The sequence below is a fragment of the Pseudomonas sp. Ost2 genome (assembly GCF_018326065.1).
In the GTDB taxonomy this organism is placed as follows: domain Bacteria; phylum Pseudomonadota; class Gammaproteobacteria; order Pseudomonadales; family Pseudomonadaceae; genus Aquipseudomonas; species Aquipseudomonas gingeri.
Map to the genome: position 1 here is coordinate 2412277 of NZ_AP021904.1, position 14771 is coordinate 2427047.

The 14771-nt window shown below is 58.3% G+C and carries 12 protein-coding genes, 2 tRNA genes and 3 rRNA genes; 11 read left to right on the top strand and 6 right to left on the bottom strand.

Annotated features, from left to right (window positions below; genetic code table 11):
• Positions 1-60 precede the first annotated feature (60 nt).
• Entirely contained in the window at positions 61-1059 is a 999-nt protein-coding gene (locus KI243_RS10430) for a zinc-dependent alcohol dehydrogenase family protein (RefSeq protein WP_212810785.1), read from the top strand.
• A 12-nt stretch (positions 1060-1071) separates the two neighbouring features.
• On the opposite strand, the gene KI243_RS10435 is transcribed toward KI243_RS10430, so the two are convergent.
• Both KI243_RS10435 and KI243_RS10440 read right to left on the bottom strand, forming a co-directional pair.
• Entirely contained in the window at positions 1072-1662 is a 591-nt protein-coding gene (locus KI243_RS10435) for a 2-hydroxychromene-2-carboxylate isomerase (protein WP_177129614.1), read from the bottom strand.
• A 37-nt stretch (positions 1663-1699) separates the two neighbouring features.
• Positions 1700-2440 carry an SDR family oxidoreductase gene (locus KI243_RS10440; RefSeq protein ID WP_017124923.1) on the bottom strand — a complete coding sequence of 247 codons (741 nt, stop codon included), beginning with the start codon at positions 2438-2440 and terminating at the stop codon, positions 1700-1702.
• Between the two features lie 90 nt (positions 2441-2530).
• Here KI243_RS10440 and KI243_RS10445 point away from each other — a divergent pair, with 90 nt between their 5' ends.
• Complete coding sequence (locus KI243_RS10445) at positions 2531-3100, top strand: TetR/AcrR family transcriptional regulator (protein WP_017124922.1); 570 nt, start codon at positions 2531-2533, stop codon at positions 3098-3100.
• A 10-nt stretch (positions 3101-3110) separates the two neighbouring features.
• On the opposite strand, the gene KI243_RS10450 is transcribed toward KI243_RS10445, so the two are convergent.
• Together KI243_RS10450 and rhtA are read right to left on the bottom strand one after the other, a co-directional pair.
• Complete coding sequence (locus KI243_RS10450; protein ID WP_177118500.1) at positions 3111-3392, bottom strand: hypothetical protein; 282 nt, start codon at positions 3390-3392, stop codon at positions 3111-3113.
• 171 nt (positions 3393-3563) lie between these two features.
• The gene (gene rhtA / locus KI243_RS10455) at positions 3564-4451 is read right to left on the bottom strand and encodes a threonine/homoserine exporter RhtA (RefSeq protein WP_177118499.1); all 888 of its coding nucleotides are present in this window, start codon (positions 4449-4451) and stop codon (positions 3564-3566) included.
• Positions 4452-5071: 620 nt separating this feature from the next.
• On the opposite strand from rhtA, the gene KI243_RS10460 reads away from it, so the two are divergent.
• From KI243_RS10460 to rrf, 5 genes are all read left to right on the top strand, one after another.
• Positions 5072-6608 (top strand): 16S ribosomal RNA (locus tag KI243_RS10460).
• Between the two features lie 123 nt (positions 6609-6731).
• Positions 6732-6808, top strand: a tRNA-Ile gene (locus KI243_RS10465).
• A 28-nt stretch (positions 6809-6836) separates the two neighbouring features.
• Positions 6837-6912 (top strand) — tRNA-Ala (locus tag KI243_RS10470).
• 241 nt (positions 6913-7153) lie between these two features.
• A 23S ribosomal RNA gene (locus KI243_RS10475) occupies positions 7154-10045 on the top strand.
• A gap of 169 nt (positions 10046-10214) precedes the next feature.
• Positions 10215-10330: ribosomal RNA gene (rrf, locus tag KI243_RS10480) — 5S ribosomal RNA — on the top strand.
• Together the 16S, 23S and 5S rRNA genes with 2 tRNA genes alongside form the textbook arrangement of a ribosomal RNA operon.
• Before the next feature lie 120 nt (positions 10331-10450).
• Here rrf and queD read toward each other — a convergent pair.
• Positions 10451-10807 (bottom strand): 6-carboxytetrahydropterin synthase QueD, encoded by a 357-nt coding sequence (gene queD / locus KI243_RS10485; protein ID WP_017123816.1) that lies wholly within the window; start codon positions 10805-10807, stop codon positions 10451-10453.
• Positions 10808-10892: 85 nt separating this feature from the next.
• Positions 10893-11972 (bottom strand): hypothetical protein, encoded by a 1080-nt coding sequence (locus KI243_RS10490; protein ID WP_017123817.1) that lies wholly within the window; start codon positions 11970-11972, stop codon positions 10893-10895.
• 183 nt (positions 11973-12155) lie between these two features.
• On the opposite strand from KI243_RS10490, the gene KI243_RS10495 reads away from it, so the two are divergent.
• From KI243_RS10495 to KI243_RS10510, 4 genes are read left to right on the top strand one after another with little or no spacing between them, the layout of a single operon-like run.
• Positions 12156-12464, top strand: coding sequence for a PepSY domain-containing protein (locus tag KI243_RS10495; protein ID WP_212810786.1), 309 nt, complete (start codon positions 12156-12158; stop codon positions 12462-12464).
• The gene (locus KI243_RS10500; RefSeq protein ID WP_177088238.1) at positions 12464-12772 is read left to right on the top strand and encodes a PepSY domain-containing protein; all 309 of its coding nucleotides are present in this window, start codon (positions 12464-12466) and stop codon (positions 12770-12772) included. The genes KI243_RS10495 and KI243_RS10500 overlap by 1 nt, the downstream gene beginning before the upstream one ends.
• Positions 12772-13440 (top strand): response regulator transcription factor, encoded by a 669-nt coding sequence (locus KI243_RS10505; RefSeq protein WP_017123820.1) that lies wholly within the window; start codon positions 12772-12774, stop codon positions 13438-13440. Before KI243_RS10500 ends, KI243_RS10505 begins: the two co-directional genes overlap by 1 nt.
• A complete protein-coding gene (locus KI243_RS10510) occupies positions 13437-14753 on the top strand; it encodes an ATP-binding protein (protein WP_017123821.1) in 1317 nt (438 codons plus the stop codon). The genes KI243_RS10505 and KI243_RS10510 overlap by 4 nt, the downstream gene beginning before the upstream one ends.
• Positions 14754-14771 lie beyond the last annotated feature (18 nt).

Below are 14771 nucleotides of genomic sequence, written 5' to 3' on the forward strand. Positions count from 1 at the left end.
TTATCGGCATGAGTGAGGTGGCGCAAGATCGACTCACTTTCACTGATCGGGGTTGCCGACATGTCTCTCTCGCTTGAAATGAATGCCTTGCTGGTCGATGCCGCCCATGCCCCGCTGCGTCTGGTTGCCCTCGACCGTCCCGTACCGGGAGCGGGTCAGGTACTGGTACGTATCAAGGCCGCGGGGATCAATCCGCTGGACGCGAAGATCCGTGCCGGGCAGGCCGGCCATGCCCGTCAGCCGCTGCCTGCGGTGCTGGGCATGGATCTGGCCGGGGTTATCGAAGCGTTGGGTGAGGGTGTCAGCGGCTGGTCGGTGGGTGACGAAGTCTATGGGCTGGCGACCGGCATCGGCGGGACCCAGGGTTCGCTGGCCGAGTTCGCGGCGGTCGATGCCCGCCTGCTGGCCCGCAAGCCGGGCAACTTGAGCATGCGCGAGGCGGCGGCGTTGCCGCTGGTGCTGATCACCGCCTGGGAAGGTCTGGTCGATCGGGCCAGGGTGGACGCCGGTCACGCGGTATTGATCCATGGCGGGGCGGGTGGTGTCGGACATGTCGCGGTGCAGATCGCCAAGGCGTTTGGCGCCCGGGTCTTCGCCACCGGCTCGGCCAGGCATCAGGCGGTGATCGAGGGATTTGGCGCGACCTTTATCGATTACCGGCACCATGCCGTGGAGGACTATGTGCAGCAGCACACTGCTGGCGAGGGGTTCGATATCGTCTATGACACGGTCGGTGGCGAAACCCTGGACGAGTCGTTCAAGGCGGCGCGGACCTATCACGGACATGTCCTGAGTTGCCTGGGTTGGGGGCAACACAGCCTGGCGCCGTTGTCGTTCCGGGGTGCCACCTACTCCGGGGTATTTACCCTGCTGCCGTTGCTGACCGGCCACGGGCGCGGTCATCACGGGCATATCCTGGCCGAGGCTGCGCGGCTGATCGAGGCCGGTCAACTGAAGCCCCTGCTCGATCCCCGGCGGTTCACCCTGCAAACCGCCGAGGAGGCCTATACCGTGCTGGGCAATGGCACGGCACAAGGTCGCCTGGTGGTCGAGATCTAGGCGGTGCGGATTTCAGAGCAATGCTTCGCGCACGAAGTCGAGGCGGTCCTGGCCGAAGAACAGCCGGTCGCCGACGAACAGGCTAGGGGCGCCGAAGACACCGCGTCGCAGGGCTTCTTCGGTCTTGGTCTTGAGGGCGGCCTTGACCTCCTCGTCGGCGCTCAGGGCGAGTATCCGCTGTGGGTCGAACGCGTTCTCCACCAGTAGCTGGGCGACGATGGCCGGATCGTTGAGGTTGCGTCCCTCGACCCAGAGGGCGCGATAGAGGATGTCGACGAAATCGACGAAACGTTCCGGCTGGCGCAGTTGCACACCTGTGGTCGCGCGCATCAGCAGCAGGGTGTTGATCGGAAAGTGCGGGTTGAAGCGAAAGGGCACGTCATAGCGACGGGCGTAACGGGTCAGGTCCTCGATCATGTAGCGTCCCTTGGCCGGTATTTCGGCGGGGGATGCGTTGCCCGTGGCCTTGAACACGCCACCCAGCAGCATCGGCTGGTAGATCAGTTCGGCGCCGGCCTGTTCACACAGGTGCGGCAACTGGGTATAGGCCAGGTAAGAGGCCGGGCTGCCCAGGTCGAAATAGAACTCGACGGTTTTTTTCATGGATGAAGCATCCTTGTTGTTGTCGTGTGGCTCGAGCTTACCAGCGTTCATTCCAGGGGCGCAGGTCGAGTTCGAAGGTCCAGGCGTCGCGGGGCTGGCTGTGCAGGTACCAGTAGTTCTCGGCGATATGGGCCGGATCGAGGATGCCGTCCTGATCCTTGAGGGCATATTTCTCCGGGAAGCTGGTGCGGATAAAGTCGGTGTCGATGGCACCATCGACCACCACATGGGCGACATGGATATTCAGCGGTCCCAGTTCGCGGGCCATGCTTTGGGCCAGGGCCCGGATGCCGTGCTTGGCGCCGGCAAACGCGGCGAACCCGGCGGCGCCCCGCAGGCCGGCGGTGGCCCCGGTGAACAGGATGGTGCCGCGTTGCCGGGTGACCATGCGCTTGGCGACTTCCCGGGCATTGAGGAACCCGGAGAAGCAGGCCATCTCCCAGATCTTGAAGTACTTGCGGGCGGTCTCTTCCAGGATGCTGCAGGGCACGTTGGCGCCGATATTGAAAACGAAGGCTTCGATCGGGCCGATCTGGCTTTCGATCTGCTCGATCAGCGCAATCACATCGTCTTCCTTGCGCGCATCGCAGGCAAAGCCATGGGCCTCACCACCAGACTGCTGGATGGCATCGACCAGTGGTTGCAGCTTGTCGGCACTACGCCGGGTGACGCAGGCAATAAAACCTTGCGCGGCGAAACGTTTGGCGATGGCACCGCCAGTGGCATCGCCGGCACCGACGACCAATACGACTTTCTTGTTGTTGAGAAGGGTAGTCATGAGGGATCGCTCTTTGGTAAACGGTCGTTAACTAAACGAACGTTATGCTACGATCCGAAAGGCGTCAAGGCACTGAACAGGAACAGCACCATGCGTTATTCGCTCGACCACAAGCAGCAAACCCGCGAGCGTCTGCTCGACAGCAGCGCGTCGTCCGCCAAGAAGTCGGGATTTGCAACCATCGGGGTGGACGCTCTGATGAAAGCCATCGGCCTCAGTGGCGGGGCGTTCTATGGCCATTTCTCGTCCAAGGACGAACTGTTCAGTTCAATTGTCGAGCGCGAACTGAGCCTGAGCCTGGCCCGACTGGGAGGGGAGGGAGAGCCTGATCCGGCACGCCTCAAGCGTTGCCTGAAGCTCTATCTGAGCATGGCCCATGTCGAGCAGGCGGAAACCGGTTGTGCCTTGCCGGCGCTGGGGGCGGAAATAGCGCGGGGGGATCTGGCGGTGCGTCAGCAGGCCGAGGACTGGATGTGTCGGCTGCAGCAGCGTTGGGCACAGGTGCTGGGCAGTGAAAGCCAGGCCTGGTCGATCCTGTCCCAGTGTGTGGGGGCGTTGGTGGTGGCGCGGATGCTGCTGACGCCGGATATTCAGCGCCAGGTGTTGAAGTCCAGTCATGACGAAATCAGTCGTCAGATCGCAGGGCCGTTCGGGGAGTGACCGGCGGCGCCTAGCGCTTGCACATGATGATCATGCTGCGACTGGTGTAGCCCGCGGGGTTCAGGCCGAAAGGGTAGTCGCCGGGGTCTTCGACGGCATCACCGGACTTGGCGATGATCTTGTAGCCGTTGTCGCCACAGGATTCGGCGGCCTTGGTGTAGCACTTTTCCCAGGAAGACGTCAGTCCCGAGCAGTTGATGTGTACGCCTCGCTTGCCATATTTTATTGGCTTGGAAGTGGCGCTGCAGCCAGCGACGGCGAGTACTGCCAAGACGATCAAAAAGCGCTTCATTCCTGTCCTTAATCTCCAGCCCCCCGGATCAACTCGTCCGGGTTTGGCTTTTTTCGTGCCCGCTTGCGTCTTCCATGAGTGCCCCGTCCAAAATTATCAAGGCTGGCATTGAGTTAGCTGTAAACATGTCTTATTTGCCGGAGAAATACCAGAGCAACGTCACAGGTTGTATCAATCAGCTGCCATGGCGGGCTTGGGTTCGCTGCGCATGGTCAGGGTGGCACCGACGGAAGCGCAGATAATGCAGGCGATCGCCAGCCATTGCGCCAGGGACAGGTATTCGCTGAGGAACACCAGTCCCGAGAGGGCGCCGAAGGCCGGCTCGATGCTCATCAGGGTGCCGAAGGTGCGTGCGGGGATCCGCGTCATTGCGACCATCTCGAGGCTGTAGGGCAGGGCGGTGGAGAGGACGGCGACGCCGAGGGCGACCGGGATCAGCGCCGGTGTCAGCAATGCCGCACCGGCGTGGGCGATACCGAACGGGGCAACGAAGAGGGCGGCGATCATCACGCCCAGGGCTGCGGTCTGGATGCCGTTGTCCGCACCGGCCTTCTGGCCGAACAGGATGTACAGCGCCCAGCAGACACCCGCGCCCAGCGCATAGAGTGTGCCCACCAGGTCAATGCTGGCGCTGGTGCTTCCCGTGGGAATCAATAGCAGCAGGCCGCCGATCGCCAGACCGATCCATAGATAGTCGATGGCCCGGCGCGAGGCGAGGATCGCGACGGCCAGTGGCCCGGTGAACTCCAGGGCGACCGCGATGCCCAGGGGGACGCTGCGCAGGGACATATAGAAGAGCAGGTTCATGCCGCCCAGGGCGATGCCATAGATGATGACGGTGCGCAGGGATCTGGCGGTGAACGTCGCCCGCCATGGGCGCAGTATCAGCAGCATGATGATGCCGGCGAAGATCAGGCGCAGGGTGGTAGTGCCCTGGGCGCCGACAACGGGGAACATGCTCTTGGCCAGGGAGGCTCCGGACTGAATGGAAGCCATTGCGATAAGCAGCAGGCCGACGGGAAAGAGTGTCGTGGCCAGGCTGCGGGACTGCTGGGTCATGGGGTGGTGTCATCCGGAGCGGGTAATAGAAGTGGGATAGCCGGTCTATGATGCTTAACAATGGTCAATTGAGCAATATATTGCTCAAGCTCGGTGGTTTCCCTTCTATTGAGGGTCTTTCGATAGAAAGCTTGAATCAATGCTTGACGGCAGATTTCATGGGCCTATAATTCGCCCCACTTCCGGCGCAGTCGAAACGTAAAACTCCTTGAGATTCAACGAGTTAAGTAAGTTTCGACAGGTGCTGGCTTCAGTTCGTCGAAGCCCGGAAGCGCTGTAAAAGAGGTGTTGACAGCAGCGTGTAACGCTGTAGAATTCGCCTCCCGCTAACGAGAGATCGGAAGCGCAAGTGGTTGAAGTTGAACGGGAAATCGTGAAAACTTCTGAAAATAATCACTTGACAGCAAATGAGGCTGCTGTAGAATGCGCGCCTCGGTTCAGCGAACAGCTCAACCAACCGCTCTTTAACAACTGAATCAAGCAATTCGTGTGGGTGCTTGTGGAGTCAGACTGAATAGTCAACAGATTATCAGCATCACAAGTTACTCCGCGAGAAATCAAAGATGTAACCAACGATTGCTGAGCCAAGTTTAGGGTTTTCTCAAAACCCAAAGATGTTTGAACTGAAGAGTTTGATCATGGCTCAGATTGAACGCTGGCGGCAGGCCTAACACATGCAAGTCGAGCGGATGACGGGAGCTTGCTCTCTGATTCAGCGGCGGACGGGTGAGTAATGCCTAGGAATCTGCCTGGTAGTGGGGGACAACGTTTCGAAAGGAACGCTAATACCGCATACGTCCTACGGGAGAAAGCAGGGGACCTTCGGGCCTTGCGCTATCAGATGAGCCTAGGTCGGATTAGCTAGTTGGTGAGGTAATGGCTCACCAAGGCGACGATCCGTAACTGGTCTGAGAGGATGATCAGTCACACTGGAACTGAGACACGGTCCAGACTCCTACGGGAGGCAGCAGTGGGGAATATTGGACAATGGGCGAAAGCCTGATCCAGCCATGCCGCGTGTGTGAAGAAGGTCTTCGGATTGTAAAGCACTTTAAGTTGGGAGGAAGGGCATTAACCTAATACGTTAGTGTTTTGACGTTACCGACAGAATAAGCACCGGCTAACTCTGTGCCAGCAGCCGCGGTAATACAGAGGGTGCAAGCGTTAATCGGAATTACTGGGCGTAAAGCGCGCGTAGGTGGTTTGTTAAGTTGGATGTGAAATCCCCGGGCTCAACCTGGGAACTGCATCCAAAACTGGCAAGCTAGAGTAGGGTAGAGGGTGGTGGAATTTCCTGTGTAGCGGTGAAATGCGTAGATATAGGAAGGAACACCAGTGGCGAAGGCGACCACCTGGACTCATACTGACACTGAGGTGCGAAAGCGTGGGGAGCAAACAGGATTAGATACCCTGGTAGTCCACGCCGTAAACGATGTCAACTAGCCGTTGGGAACCTTGAGTTCTTAGTGGCGCAGCTAACGCATTAAGTTGACCGCCTGGGGAGTACGGCCGCAAGGTTAAAACTCAAATGAATTGACGGGGGCCCGCACAAGCGGTGGAGCATGTGGTTTAATTCGAAGCAACGCGAAGAACCTTACCAGGCCTTGACATCCAATGAACTTTCCAGAGATGGATTGGTGCCTTCGGGAACATTGAGACAGGTGCTGCATGGCTGTCGTCAGCTCGTGTCGTGAGATGTTGGGTTAAGTCCCGTAACGAGCGCAACCCTTGTCCTTAGTTACCAGCACATCATGGTGGGCACTCTAAGGAGACTGCCGGTGACAAACCGGAGGAAGGTGGGGATGACGTCAAGTCATCATGGCCCTTACGGCCTGGGCTACACACGTGCTACAATGGTCGGTACAAAGGGTTGCCAAGCCGCGAGGTGGAGCTAATCCCATAAAACCGATCGTAGTCCGGATCGCAGTCTGCAACTCGACTGCGTGAAGTCGGAATCGCTAGTAATCGCGAATCAGAATGTCGCGGTGAATACGTTCCCGGGCCTTGTACACACCGCCCGTCACACCATGGGAGTGGGTTGCACCAGAAGTAGCTAGTCTAACCTTCGGGAGGACGGTTACCACGGTGTGATTCATGACTGGGGTGAAGTCGTAACAAGGTAGCCGTAGGGGAACCTGCGGCTGGATCACCTCCTTAATCGACGACATCAGCTGCTCCATAAGTTCCCACACGAATTGCTTGATTCATTGAAGAAGACGATAGAAGCAGCTTTAAGCTCCAAGCTGATAGCTTATAGCTAACAGTTACAAGCTCGAAATTGGGTCTGTAGCTCAGTTGGTTAGAGCGCACCCCTGATAAGGGTGAGGTCGGCAGTTCGAATCTGCCCAGACCCACCAATTTTGTGGGAAAAGCCTGTAGAAATACGGGGCCATAGCTCAGCTGGGAGAGCGCCTGCCTTGCACGCAGGAGGTCAACGGTTCGATCCCGTTTGGCTCCACCATTACGCTGCTTCTGTAAAGCTTAGAAATGAGCATTCCATCAAGACGATGATGAATGTTGATTTCTAGTCTTTGACTAGATCGTTCTTTAAAAATTTGGGTATGTGATAGAAAGATAGGCTGAACGTTACTTTCACTGGTAACGGATCAGGCTAAGGTAAAATTTGTGAGTACTCTTAAGAGTTTTGCGAATTTTCGGCGAATGTCGTCTTCATAGTATAACCAGATTGCTTGGGGTTATATGGTCAAGTGAAGAAGCGCATACGGTGGATGCCTTGGCAGTCAGAGGCGATGAAAGACGTGGTAGCCTGCGAAAAGCTTCGGGGAGTCGGCAAACAGACTTTGATCCGGAGATGTCTGAATGGGGGAACCCAGCCATCATAAGATGGTTATCTTGTACTGAATACATAGGTGCAAGAGGCGAACCAGGGGAACTGAAACATCTAAGTACCCTGAGGAAAAGAAATCAACCGAGATTCCCTTAGTAGTGGCGAGCGAACGGGGACTAGCCCTTAAGTGGCTTTGAGATTAGCGGAACGCTCTGGAAAGTGCGGCCATAGTGGGTGATAGCCCTGTACGCGAAAATCTCTTGGTCATGAAATCGAGTAGGACGGGGCACGAGAAACCTTGTCTGAATATGGGGGGACCATCCTCCAAGGCTAAATACTACTGACTGACCGATAGTGAACTAGTACCGTGAGGGAAAGGCGAAAAGAACCCCGGAGAGGGGAGTGAAATAGATCCTGAAACCGTATGCGTACAAGCAGTGGGAGCCCACTTTGTTGGGTGACTGCGTACCTTTTGTATAATGGGTCAGCGACTTATTTTCAGTGGCGAGCTTAACCGAATAGGGGAGGCGTAGCGAAAGCGAGTCTTAATAGGGCGTCTAGTCGCTGGGAATAGACCCGAAACCGGGCGATCTATCCATGGGCAGGTTGAAGGTTAGGTAACACTGACTGGAGGACCGAACCGACTACCGTTGAAAAGTTAGCGGATGACCTGTGGATCGGAGTGAAAGGCTAATCAAGCTCGGAGATAGCTGGTTCTCCTCGAAAGCTATTTAGGTAGCGCCTCATGTATCACTGTAGGGGGTAGAGCACTGTTTCGGCTAGGGGGTCATCCCGACTTACCAAACCGATGCAAACTCCGAATACCTACAAGTGCCGAGCATGGGAGACACACGGCGGGTGCTAACGTCCGTCGTGAAAAGGGAAACAACCCAGACCGTCAGCTAAGGTCCCAAAGTCATGGTTAAGTGGGAAACGATGTGGGAAGGCTTAGACAGCTAGGAGGTTGGCTTAGAAGCAGCCACCCTTTAAAGAAAGCGTAATAGCTCACTAGTCGAGTCGGCCTGCGCGGAAGATGTAACGGGGCTCAAACCATGCACCGAAGCTACGGGTATCACTTAGGTGATGCGGTAGAGGAGCGTTCTGTAAGCCTGTGAAGGTGAGTTGAGAAGCTTGCTGGAGGTATCAGAAGTGCGAATGCTGACATGAGTAACGACAATGGGTGTGAAAAACACCCACGCCGAAAGACCAAGGTTTCCTGCGCAACGTTAATCGACGCAGGGTTAGTCGGTCCCTAAGGCGAGGCTGAAAAGCGTAGTCGATGGAAAACAGGTTAATATTCCTGTACTTCTGGTTATTGCGATGGAGGGACGGAGAAGGCTAGGCCAGCTTGGCGTTGGTTGTCCAAGTTTAAGGTGGTAGGCTGAGATCTTAGGTAAATCCGGGATCTTAAGGCCGAGAGCTGATGACGAGTGTTCTTTTAGAACACGAAGTGGTTGATGCCATGCTTCCAAGAAAAGCTTCTAAGCTTCAGGTAACCAGGAACCGTACCCCAAACCGACACAGGTGGTTGGGTAGAGAATACCAAGGCGCTTGAGAGAACTCGGGTGAAGGAACTAGGCAAAATGGCACCGTAACTTCGGGAGAAGGTGCGCCGGTGAGGGTGAAGGACTTGCTCCGTAAGCTCATGCCGGTCGAAGATACCAGGCCGCTGCGACTGTTTATTAAAAACACAGCACTCTGCAAACACGAAAGTGGACGTATAGGGTGTGACGCCTGCCCGGTGCCGGAAGGTTAATTGATGGGGTTAGCTAACGCGAAGCTCTTGATCGAAGCCCCGGTAAACGGCGGCCGTAACTATAACGGTCCTAAGGTAGCGAAATTCCTTGTCGGGTAAGTTCCGACCTGCACGAATGGCGTAACGATGGCGGCGCTGTCTCCACCCGAGACTCAGTGAAATTGAAATCGCTGTGAAGATGCAGTGTATCCGCGGCTAGACGGAAAGACCCCGTGAACCTTTACTATAGCTTTGCACTGGACTTTGAATTTGCTTGTGTAGGATAGGTGGGAGGCTTTGAAGCGTGGACGCCAGTTCGCGTGGAGCCATCCTTGAAATACCACCCTGGCAACTTTGAGGTTCTAACTCAGGTCCGTTATCCGGATCGAGGACAGTGTATGGTGGGTAGTTTGACTGGGGCGGTCTCCTCCTAAAGAGTAACGGAGGAGTACGAAGGTGCGCTCAGACCGGTCGGAAATCGGTCGTAGAGTATAAAGGCAAAAGCGCGCTTGACTGCGAGACAGACACGTCGAGCAGGTACGAAAGTAGGTCTTAGTGATCCGGTGGTTCTGTATGGAAGGGCCATCGCTCAACGGATAAAAGGTACTCCGGGGATAACAGGCTGATACCGCCCAAGAGTTCATATCGACGGCGGTGTTTGGCACCTCGATGTCGGCTCATCACATCCTGGGGCTGAAGCCGGTCCCAAGGGTATGGCTGTTCGCCATTTAAAGTGGTACGCGAGCTGGGTTTAGAACGTCGTGAGACAGTTCGGTCCCTATCTGCCGTGGACGTTTGAGATTTGAGAGGGGCTGCTCCTAGTACGAGAGGACCGGAGTGGACGAACCTCTGGTGTTCCGGTTGTCACGCCAGTGGCATTGCCGGGTAGCTATGTTCGGAAAAGATAACCGCTGAAAGCATCTAAGCGGGAAACTTGCCTCAAGATGAGATCTCACTGGAACCTTGAGTTCCCTGAAGGGCCGTCGAAGACTACGACGTTGATAGGCAGGGTGTGTAAGCGCTGTGAGGCGTTGAGCTAACCTGTACTAATTGCCCGTGAGGCTTGACCATATAACACCCAAGCAATCTGCTGCTTTGAGCTGAAAGGCGAAAGAGACCAGATTGCGGTGTATGAAGACGAAACGAACCGAAAGTTTGCGGCTCACAAAACACCGAATATCGATCACATACCCGATTTGCTGAAGCGCGGCCTCAAGGCCACGACTCGGTACCCGAATTTCTTGACGACCATAGAGCATTGGAACCACCTGATCCCATCCCGAACTCAGCAGTGAAACGATGCATCGCCGATGGTAGTGTGGGGTTTCCCCATGTGAGAGTAGGTCATCGTCAAGATTAAATTCCGAAACCCCAATTGCGAAAGCAGTTGGGGTTTTGTTTTTGCGCCGCGGAAAACTCGCAGTGATCGGGCATAAAAAAACCACCTGCCTGAGGTGGTTTTTTTATGCCCGGGACTCACTCCCCGCGATAGATGCATCCGCTGGTGCAGGTCTCATGGATGCGGATCGCCGACAGTTCTGGCAGCAGTGGCTTCAGTTCCTGCCAGATCCACTTCGCCAGGTTTTCGCTGGTCGGGTTTTCCAGGCCGGGGATGTCGTTCAGGTAGTTGTGGTCCAGGCGCTCATACAACGGCTTGAAGATCGCCTTGATCTCGGAGAAGTCGCGAATCCAGCCGGTATGCTGATCGATTTCACCGCTCAGATGGATCGCCACCTTGAAGGAGTGACCATGCAGGCGGCCACACTTGTGTCCGTCCGGCACGTGAGGCAGGCGGTGGGCGGATTCGAACGTAAACTCTTTGAAGATTTCCACAGTATTGTCAGCTCTGAAGGGTGGCTATCGCGTGAGCGATAAGTGCAGCTCGGCAGTTTAACAGCTCCGGTGCGCGATGACCGACTCAAAGCGCCAGCAGGCGCTCTCCCAGCCTGCCGTGATCGGCCAGCTCGAGGAATTCGTCACCCAGGCGCCGGCTCTGCGCCATTGCCTCGCGCCAGTAGGCCTGGCGGCCCTTGTCATCGCCCATGTAGCGCTTGAAATCATTGCGGTCCGGCAGCTTGCCGTGGGGCAGCCGGGCCAGGTATTCGCGCGAAGGGGCCAGCAGCAGGACATCCTGTAGCCGGTCCGGGTTGCCGCGTCGCCACGGCAGGGTCTTGTCAAACCAGCCGGGAATGACCTTGTCCGTGAAGTGCGGGTAGAGCACCACGTCCTCGCCGCTGTAGGGCAGGTCAAGGTGATAGTCGAGCAGGCCGCCATCGCGATAGGTGCCCTGGCCGACGCCGACGATGTCCCGTACACCTTCCATCACCATCGGGATCGAGCCGGAGGCCAGCAGCCCCTGGCGCAGGTTCTCCGAGGCCAGTGGCAGCAGGCGTGACGGAAAGTCCTTCAGGGGCAGCAGGGGAGGGGACAGGCGTGGGTCATGCAGGATCACCCGCTCGAAGTGACGAGCCAGGCGCCCACGTCCGACCAGGTTGTCGGCGATGACCGAGGACAATCCGAGGCCGAGGCGGCCCCGATGATCGTCCGCCAGCAGGCCATGGCTCTTCACGATCACCACGTTCAAGCGATAGTGCTCGTTCGTCAGGATCGAGGCGTCCCGGCCATCGAGCAGGTCGTGCAGCATGCGCTGGCAGCTCTGGCTGACCTCGGCCATGGTCACGCCCTTGGCGAAGCTCTGTTCGTTGTACAACTGCCCCAGGCGCTCGATGCCTTGCGCGGCATTCGGCAGGCAGGCGCTGGCAAACCGCCAGGCACCGATCGAGGCGCCGATCAATGAGCGCTCCCGTGGGCTCGCCGGCAGCCATTCACCGAACAGCGCCAGGTCCAGGCCCTGGATGCCCAGGGCTTTCGGTCCGCCTGCCGCGCCCGGCAGCGTGCCGACGTCGGCGGCCTTCAGGCCGCCTTCACGGATGCGTTGGAATGCACGCTTGCCGGCCTTGAGGGTCAGCGCGGGGAATTTGATGTGAATCGCAGTCATACAGCCCTCGTTCTCTGGGTCGGCGAATTATAGGGAAGGTTGCCGCGAATGGCTGTCGGCGTCGGGAAAAGAGCGGGCTTGTGAATAGGGATGGATAGATGACCGCCGGGGAAATTCAGCTTCGCTTAAGTTGGGACGGTTACCGTGACGGGCATAACTGGCCATTTGCCATGGAGACCTATGATGAAAGCCCTGGGCGCTGCCTTGGCCTTTTTTGCTGTGGCAGTCACCACCTGTAATGTATCGGGTCGTGATATTGCCAGTGACGAAGCGGTGAAACTGCAAGCGGCAGGTACAATCCAGCCTCTTGATCGACTGACGGCCGTTGCCTTGGCCCGGCACCCCGGCGCTGTGCTGGGCGATACCGAACTGGACGAGAAATACGGTCACTACATTTATCAGGTAGAACTGCGCGATGCTCAGGGAATTGAGTGGGAGATTGAATTGGACGCCATCAGCGGTCAGGTTCTCAAGGACCATCAGGACAGGTAATGATTTTCAATTTGCGCGCCTGCGCTCTGCTGGCGCTGGCCACCTTCTGCTCCCTGGCATCGGCCAGGGATCTGGACCAGGACGAAGCCCTGCATCTGCGTCAGCAGGGGGTGATCCTGCCGCTCGAGCGCCTGCTGCAACAGGCCATGGGGCATTACCCCGGGGCGAAGCTGCTGGAGGCTGAACTGGAGAGCAAGCATGGCCTCTATGTCTACGAGGTCGAATTGCTGACCCAGGCCGGTGTGGTCCGGGAACTCAAGCTGGACGCCAGCAATGGTGACTTATTGAAAGACGAGGAGGACAACTGATGCGGCTGCTGCTGGTGGAAGATAACGTGCCCCTGGCCGATGAGCTGCTGGCCGGCCTTGCACGCCAGGGCTACGCCGTCGATTGGCTGGCCGATGGGCGTGATGCGGCGTATCAGGGGGCGACCGAACCCTATGACCTGGTCATCCTCGATCTCGGGCTGCCGGGCTTGCCGGGCCTGGAGGTCTTGCGGCAATGGCGGACCGGCGGCCTGACGGTGCCGGTGCTGATCCTGACCGCACGGGACTCCTGGGCCGAACGCATCGAGGGACTCAAGGCCGGGGCCGACGACTACCTGACCAAGCCTTTCCATCCGGAAGAACTGCAACTGCGGGTGCAATCATTGCTGCGTCGTGCCCACGGCCAACCCAACCAGCCGACCCTGAAGGCCGCGGGGCTGCATCTGGACGAAGGCCGCCAGTGCGTCAGCCGCGATGGTGCGGAGATCCAGCTGACCGCGGCCGAGTTCCGCCTGTTGCGTTATTTCATGCTGCACCCGGAGCAGATTCTTTCCAAGGGACATCTGGCCGAACATCTCTACAACGGTGAAACCGAGCGTGATTCGAATGTGCTGGAGGTGCATGTCAATCACCTGCGCCGCAAGCTCGGCCGCGCGGTGATCGAGACCCGCCGCGGCCAGGGTTACCGATTCGGCGGAACCGCCGGGTGAGGTCGATCCAGCGGCGTCTGAGCCTGGGCCTGGTCAGCGTACTGCTGGTGGTCGGCCTGATCGTTGCGCAAACCAGCCTGTGGTTGTTCGAACTGGGCCTGCAGCGCTATCTGGAGGATGGCCTGCACGCCGACAGCGAGAACCTGCTGGTCGCCCTGGTACGTGGCCCCCAGGGGCTGCAACTGGATGAGCGGCGGTTGTCCCCGGCCTATCAGCGACCGTTCTCCGGGCATTACTTCCGGATCGACTTCGCCGACCATCACTGGCGTTCCCGCTCGCTCTGGGACCAGGACCTGCCGGTCCCGGCGCAACCGGGCCTGCATGCCAACCTGCAACTGGGACCCGAGGGGCAGATGCTGCTGGTACTGCGTTCGGATTACCGGCGCCTGGGGCAGTCGATCAGTATCAGCGTGGCCCAGGACTACACACCGGTGCGGGAAAGCTTCCAGCTGATGCAGCGCATCGGCCTGGGGATCGGACTCGCGGCGCTGATCGTGATCCTGTTGCTGCAACGGGTTACCGTTCGCCGGGCCTTGCGCCCCCTGGAAAATGCCCGGGAACAGATCGCGCAATTGCAGCAGGGACAGCGCTCGCAACTGGAAACCCGGGTGCCGCTGGAGCTTGAACCCCTGGTGGCACAGATCAACCATCTGTTGGCCCATACCGAGGACAGCCTCAAGCGTTCACGCAATGCCCTGGGCAACCTCGGCCATGCCCTGAAAACCCCGCTGGCGGTGCTGCTCAGCCTGGCGTCGAGCGCCCAGCTGGAGGGCCAGCCGGCCTTGCGCAAGGTGTTGCGCGAACAGCTGGAGCAGATCGAACAGCGCCTGAGCCGCGAATTGAACCGTGCCCGTCTCGCCGGCGAGGCGCTGCCGGGCGTGCCCTTCGATTGCGATGCGGAACTGCCCGGGTTGCTCTCGACCCTGAGGATGATCCATGGCGAGCACCTGCTGTTGAGCCACAGCTCACCCCCAGGCCTGCAACTGCCCTGGGATCGGGAAGACCTGCTCGAACTGCTGGGCAACCTGCTGGACAACGCCTGCAAGTGGGCCGATGCCGAGGTACGCCTGGGTATCGTCGAGACGGCGGGAGGCTATCGCCTGAGTGTCGAGGATGACGGTCCGGGGATTCCCGAGCAGAGCCGGGACGAGGTGTTCAGCCGGGGGGCGCGGCTGGATGAACAGACCATCGGGCATGGGCTGGGATTGGGCATCGTGCGCGATATCGTCGACGCCTGGGGGGCGCAGATGGCCTTGTCGGGCAGCCCGCTGGGCGGGCTGCTGGTGACGATTGAGCTGCCGCGCAGAAGCTGAAGCCCCTGCGCGCGAAAC

Bases quoted from the DNA above. Each gene is read 5' to 3' on its own strand.
- KI243_RS10430 (WP_212810785.1), top strand. From the start codon at position 61: ATGTCTCTCTCGCTTGAAATGAATGCCTTGCTGGTCGATGCCGCCCAT.
- KI243_RS10435 (WP_177129614.1), bottom strand. From the start codon at position 1,662: ATGAAAAAAACCGTCGAGTTCTATTTCGACCTGGGCAGCCCGGCCTCT.
- KI243_RS10440 (WP_017124923.1), bottom strand. From the start codon at position 2,440: ATGACTACCCTTCTCAACAACAAGAAAGTCGTATTGGTCGTCGGTGCC.
- KI243_RS10445 (WP_017124922.1), top strand. From the start codon at position 2,531: ATGCGTTATTCGCTCGACCACAAGCAGCAAACCCGCGAGCGTCTGCTC.
- KI243_RS10450 (WP_177118500.1), bottom strand. From the start codon at position 3,392: ATGAAGCGCTTTTTGATCGTCTTGGCAGTACTCGCCGTCGCTGGCTGC.
- rhtA (WP_177118499.1), bottom strand. From the start codon at position 4,451: ATGACCCAGCAGTCCCGCAGCCTGGCCACGACACTCTTTCCCGTCGGC.
- KI243_RS10490 (WP_017123817.1), bottom strand. From the start codon at position 11,972: ATGACTGCGATTCACATCAAATTCCCCGCGCTGACCCTCAAGGCCGGC.
- KI243_RS10495 (WP_212810786.1), top strand. From the start codon at position 12,156: ATGAAAGCCCTGGGCGCTGCCTTGGCCTTTTTTGCTGTGGCAGTCACC.
- KI243_RS10500 (WP_177088238.1), top strand. From the start codon at position 12,464: ATGATTTTCAATTTGCGCGCCTGCGCTCTGCTGGCGCTGGCCACCTTC.
- KI243_RS10505 (WP_017123820.1), top strand. From the start codon at position 12,772: ATGCGGCTGCTGCTGGTGGAAGATAACGTGCCCCTGGCCGATGAGCTG.